This is a genomic window from Mesobacillus sp. (genome assembly GCF_049588175.1).
Classification (GTDB): Bacteria; Bacillota; Bacilli; order Bacillales; family Cytobacillaceae; genus Mesobacillus.
Window position 1 is genome coordinate 1 of record NZ_JBAVFI010000384.1, and the last position, 5,776, is coordinate 5,776.

At 40.7% G+C, this 5,776-nt stretch carries 5 protein-coding genes; 2 read left to right on the forward strand and 3 right to left on the reverse strand.

Annotated elements, in window-relative coordinates:
* Positions 1 to 256: 256 nt before the first annotated feature.
* Positions 257 to 2,245: a S9 family peptidase gene (locus WB217_RS09570; RefSeq protein WP_423992861.1), complete on the reverse strand. Its 1,989-nt coding sequence runs from the start codon at positions 2,243 to 2,245 to the stop codon at positions 257 to 259.
* Positions 2,246 to 2,498: 253 nt separating this feature from the next.
* Between WB217_RS09570 and WB217_RS09575 the strand changes: the two genes are divergently transcribed.
* Positions 2,499 to 2,885, forward strand: coding sequence for a hypothetical protein (locus WB217_RS09575; RefSeq protein ID WP_423992863.1), 387 nt, complete (start codon positions 2,499 to 2,501; stop codon positions 2,883 to 2,885).
* 58 nt (positions 2,886 to 2,943) lie between these two features.
* On the opposite strand, the gene WB217_RS09580 is transcribed toward WB217_RS09575, so the two are convergent.
* Positions 2,944 to 3,525 carry a competence protein ComK gene (locus WB217_RS09580; protein ID WP_423992865.1) on the reverse strand — a complete coding sequence of 194 codons (582 nt, stop codon included), beginning with the start codon at positions 3,523 to 3,525 and terminating at the stop codon, positions 2,944 to 2,946.
* A gap of 190 nt (positions 3,526 to 3,715) precedes the next feature.
* Between WB217_RS09580 and WB217_RS09585 the strand changes: the two genes are divergently transcribed.
* Complete coding sequence (locus WB217_RS09585; RefSeq protein ID WP_335430076.1) at positions 3,716 to 3,952, forward strand: IDEAL domain-containing protein; 237 nt, start codon at positions 3,716 to 3,718, stop codon at positions 3,950 to 3,952.
* Between the two features lie 93 nt (positions 3,953 to 4,045).
* Here the strand turns inward: WB217_RS09585 and WB217_RS09590 are convergent, their stop codons facing one another.
* Positions 4,046 to 5,323, reverse strand: coding sequence for a M48 family metallopeptidase (locus WB217_RS09590; protein WP_423992867.1), 1,278 nt, complete (start codon positions 5,321 to 5,323; stop codon positions 4,046 to 4,048).
* Positions 5,324 to 5,776 lie beyond the last annotated feature (453 nt).

Here is a 5,776-nt window from a genome sequence, read left to right on the forward strand (position 1 = left end):
ATGAAAAAGCCCAACTGCCGGCTTTTTCATAAGCAAATTCTTCTAGGGGCTGGCGTTGAGCCCGCTTGAGTCTGCGCGCCTGTCACTACAATCAACAGGTTATAAAAAATCAACTCTCAGCTTTAACAGAGTCGATTTTTATAAATTTGGGCTCGGTTAATCTTATATTGTTTTACGTTACAGCGTTTGCTCAAATCAAAGTCAACTATGACCAATAAAGCAAGCTAATATTGATCTTTTTAGCAACAACTATCGGTTACTTAAGATGATCATTAAACCATTCAACTATATAAGCTAATCGGTTTAACCTCAGGTTAGGCTTTCCGCTCCTTGACAGCTCATGATTTGATTCAGGGAAGCGGATGAACTTCGATTTTTTTCCCTGTCTCTTCAAGGCGATAAACAGCTGTTCCGCCTGCTCAATCGGGCAGCGGTAATCTTTTTCGCTGTGAAGAATCAATAAAGGAGTATTGATTTTATCAGCATACGCAAGCGGTGAATGCTTCCATAATGTCTCAATATCATTTAGATCTGCTTTTATTTGCCACTCTGTAAAATAATAGCCGATGTCGCTTACCCCGTAAAAACTAATCCAATTCGAGATTGAACGCTGGGTGACGGCAGCCTTGAATCGGTCCGTATGCCCGACAATCCAGTTTGTCATGAAGCCGCCATAGCTTCCACCGGTCACACCAAGTCTTTCACTGTCAATGAAATCATAATTTTCTAGCACATAGTCAACTGCGTCCATGACATCCTGGTAATCTCCGCCGCCATAATCGCCGCGAACTGCATCGACAAATTGCTGTCCGTACCCATGGCTGCCACGCGGATTGATATACAAAACTGCGTATCCTTCTGAGGCAAGGACTTGGAATTCGTTAAAATAGGTGTTTGCATAGAGTGCGTGTGGTCCGCCGTGTATTTCCAGAATCAGCGGATATTTCTTTCCAGCTTCAAAGCCAGCTGGCTTCATGATCCACCCATGAAGCGGAGTTTCGTCACTTGCCGCAAACGAAATTGGCTCTGGCATCGATAATCTAACTTCATTCAGGAATTTTTCATTCACAGAAGTAAGCTGCTTCATTTCTCCTGTTGTTACTTCCAACTGGAATAGCTCCCCTGGCAAAACCGGATTGCTGATTGCAGCTACGATTCTCTGATTTTTTCGATCAAGTGTATATCCATATACATGCTGCGCTTCCAGCAAGGCAGGATAAATTTCACCAGCTATATTCCCAAAATAGATGACCGTATTGCCCTGGTCGCTTGCAAGGAAATAAAAACTCTCGCTATCCTCGCCCCATAAAAAAGCAGGGCTCTGGGCACCTTGCTGAAAATCCGCTGCAACTGCATCTCCTACAAGGATATCCATATTCTCGGTGATGCATTGGACATTGCCTGTAGCTAATTCTTGTATCCACAATTGAGGCAAGGTTGCATTTTCAAACTCTCTTTCATGGCCGGTATAACCAAGGTATTTTCCATCAGGTGAAAAAGCAGCGCTGCCATAGTATCCTTTTCCATTCGTTAGTTTAGTGATTTCGCCCGTTTCCACATCCATCAGCAATAAATCGCTTTTAAATGAGAAATCACGCTCTGCCGTTTCATCCGCTGACAGGACAATTTTTTTGCCGTCAGGTGACCAGCACTGCAGGTGGTAATCTGCTTCTCTCTTTGTAATGAGCTCTGCTTTGCCATCCACAAGACTTATAATTGCTGTCTGCTTATACTTTCCATCCCAGAAACCCGCAGCATCTGACTTATACTTCATTTCTTCTGCTACAAAAGGCACGAGCTCCTTTTCATCCTTCTGCTCTTCTTCCTTCTCCAGTAAATCTTCTTCTGGTTTGAGGAAAACCGAACAGGCTAGTTTAGAACCATCTGGCGACCATACAGGCCCGCTTGCACCATTTTTAAAGCTTGTGGCCTGCCTTGCCTCGCCTCCGGCTGCATCCAGTACATAAACTTGATTTTTACCTGCTCTATTGGAAATGAACGCAAGCTGTGATCCGTCAGGAGACCATCTAGGTGAGTGGTTGCGGTTTTCCCCATACGTCCATTGCTTCGGCTCGCCGCCTTCTTCGAGATCGAGTATGTATAAATTAGAGACATAGTCATTCTTTTTTTCCAGCATATCAGTCTGAACAAATACACACTTCTTGCCATCAGGTGAAAGTTGAGGATCTGTTACGGACTTCAATACGTATAAATCTTCTGCTTTGAGGAATCTTTTTTCTCCCATCGGAGCAGCCACCCTTCCAAATAAAAATTGTTTATTTATTTTATTTCGATAACAGAAATATATTTCCTTCTTTTCAATTAAAAATTCTTTTACGCTTAAAATGATTGGATAAATACATTGAAATTTTTATATATCGTTTGGAAATTATGATAAGGAGCAGGAAATTTTTTTTACACTCTTGAAATCCGCTAAAAAATCCAGTACGATAATAACGAACAAATGTTCTATTCCACTCATAAAGGGGCAAAGCAAAATGACAAGGATTCCTGAACAAGACCGCGATATCATGGAACAGGCCATTTATTTGCCGATGGTGCTTGTCGTGCTGAACCGGGATCTTTCTGTCGTTGAAAAAAGTCCATTCAAATTAAAGAAGCCATATTTGGAGCTAATCGAAGAAACAATGAAGGCAGTCCAGAAAGAACTCGCTAAGGTAAAAAGCTATTTAAAAAAGCATAACCTTAAGGTTGAGGAAGTAAAGCGTGATGATGCATTTACGATGTTCCTCTTCATTTATCAAGGCTACGAAGAACACCACAATTATTTTAATCCCCGCATCCGCAACAAGGTCCAGGAATTGATGCTTTATTATTTACTCAAGAAGTTCAAGCAAGTCGATGTTCCTCTGGATAAAAACTAAAAGGAATCCGGTTATAATCCGGATTCCCTCGATCCACTTACAGATAATATAAAATAGCTTAATTATCCCTAAAAACTTCACTTACTAAACTAGCATGATGATATCCCTGTGCTTCACTATATTTTGGTCCATGGAGCAAGTAAAGGGCTTTCCGTTCAGTTTCTTTCATCCGCTGCATAAATTTTGTGCGAAGCAAGGATGTGCGCAGCAGCTGGTTTTCAAATGAATGGTGAGATACCGGCAAGGTAATGGATTTTTTATTTCTGAAGATAACCTGTGTGCTATGGGAATCCACCTTTTTATGGAACAAAACATGCTCATGTGACACCCATATACAGTCTGGATTTGCAGGTGAACTTGTGGGCATAAAGTAAATGGAGCTTATGGGGTCGATAATGATGGGGATTTTATGGGTAATCCCTGTCAGCTGTCGTGTTCCTTCTTTTCTCCCTTCATAACTGGAGCCAAAGTATTTACAGCTTTTTTTTACGATTTCAATCGGCCTGAACGGAGACAAATACTCCTCTTCCAATTCTATTACCTTGCTGTAGGTCTTGCTTCCGTATTCTTCAGGAAGAATGATCATTGTAAAAGGATTTATTTCGTACTCTTCTACTAAATTCTTTTGGTTGATTGTCATTCCTTCATCTCCTAAAATACCATATACCCTATTGTAACATAATTGCTAAAATTTTCTTTCCTCTCATGAAAAATTCCTAATTTAGCCACATTTAAACCAATGAGAAAAATTTTCTAAAAATTATAAAAATTTAGTTGATTATCTTTTCTTTCCTCCATATAATATAAAAAAGGTCTAAGAGGTGAGGTCAGTGAAAGAAAAATCGTATTCTGAAATCATGAAGGCCAGTGTGATGAAACGCATAAAAGCCAAAGAATCTTTTGTTCTGGACCTGTATGTTGACATGCTTATTTCTGAAATCCAATTAAACACGAAAAAAGAAAAATTGCTGTCTAAAATCGATAAAGCAATAGATGAACGCGACCAGATTTTATTTCTATCCCTGACAGAAGAGTTGAAGGATCTGAATAAACAATTTGGAACGTAGATGAGTGAAATCCCCCATAAAGGGGGTTTTTATTATTTTACAATAAATAAAAACAGCCCCTGAAAATTCATTCAGGGGCTAATTGTTTCATTTTCACTCTTGTTCATTCCGCTTCTGCACTTCATAATCCTCAAGACGGGATATTCTTTCAAGCATAGTCGGGTGTCCGTACCTGAAAATCTTCACCATAAATGGAGGATTAACCTGGCTAAGCCCTGCCTTTGTCAGTTCTTGGAAGGATGAAATCGCCGCATCTGTATTATCAGTCATTTCAATCGCATATTTATCAGCGCGGGTTTCCTGATAGCGTGAAACAAGGTTTGAAACCGGGCTTGCTGCAAACATCATCATCGACAGGAACATAAGGAAGAGTGGCAGCGATTTGAGATCGCCGGGATCCGTGATTTTAAATTCTCGTCCCCAGCACGCGATTGCCCAATTCATCAATCGTGAAACAGCATACAGGCCGACGAGAGATAGGAGCAGATATCCGCCAATACCGATATAGATGTGTTTTTCTACATAGTGGGCCATTTCATGGGCCATGATGAACAGAATCTGGTCATCATTCAGCCGATTCAGGGTCGTATCCCACAGGACAATGCGGGAATTAGAACCGATACCAGTAACATATGCGTTAAGAGCATTCGTTTTTTCAGCCATATTCACTTCAAACACATGCTGCGCAGGGATGTTCGCTTGCTCTGCAAGATCAAGGATTTTCGTTTCGAGCTCCTTGTTTTTTAGCGGGTAAAAGTCATTATACAGCGGATCGATCACGACCGGCTGGAGGAACATAATGAAGAGCGTAAACGGCACCGACAGCAGCCATGCGAACAGCCACCAGAACCTTTTGCTTTTATTCATCAGCCAGTACAGGACCACAACGATCACGAACATCATTGCATAATTGATCCAGAAATCGATCAATTCATCCTTCATCCACGAAGCAAACGTCTGGGTTGAAATATTATACGTCTTTGAAAGTGTATAGCTGATATAGCTAAGCGGGAATGTTGCAACGAACGCAAAGAACGAAAGCCAGATTAAGTAGATGGCCGTTTGGCCGTATTTATTCTTGGATGTTTGTTCTCCCCATTTTTTAAAGGCTTTGGAGAGTCCTAACAGCAAGATCAAAAAGTAAAACAGCCATTCAAATGGTGTAGAGAGAAAGAATAATAAGTTCCTGATTTTTGAATATTCCTCGCTGAGCATCAATTCCCTGCCATTCAAAAAAGTCGCCGGATCCGCCCTCGAGCCTTCAAATTCAAACGGAAGATTTGTATCTGCAAAATAAAATAGGTACCAATATACCGCAAATCCGTAGAGCACATAGGCGATTACTCCATAAAAGCCCATTTTTCTCGCCATAGCTTTTCCCCCTTTACGTACAACCCTTCAATAACTATTTTAGTCTGCGGCTTAAAAAATAGAACAAGTTATTGTTCTGTTAGCTTTTATGGAAAGGCTGTTTTCATAACCGTTGTTACTATTGTTTTTAAGCCTCTGTTCACCATTAGCATGTAAAAAAGCGGACTGAATGGTTATGGAGCGCTTCTCATGACCATTCTGCTTCCACTTTTTTCTTTTGATTACCAAGAGACCGTATTGGTGACCACTTTTCTATTTTTTGTTAATTCAGGTAACCAAGCGGCCTTATTGGTGACGGCTTTTTCTATATGTTGTTAATTCTGGTAACCAAGGGGGCTTATTGGTGACCACTTTTTCTATTTTTTGTTAATTTAGGTAACCAAGAGGGCTTATTGGTGACCACTTTTTCTATTTTTTGTTATTTCAGGTAACCAAGGGCCAAGGGGGCTTATT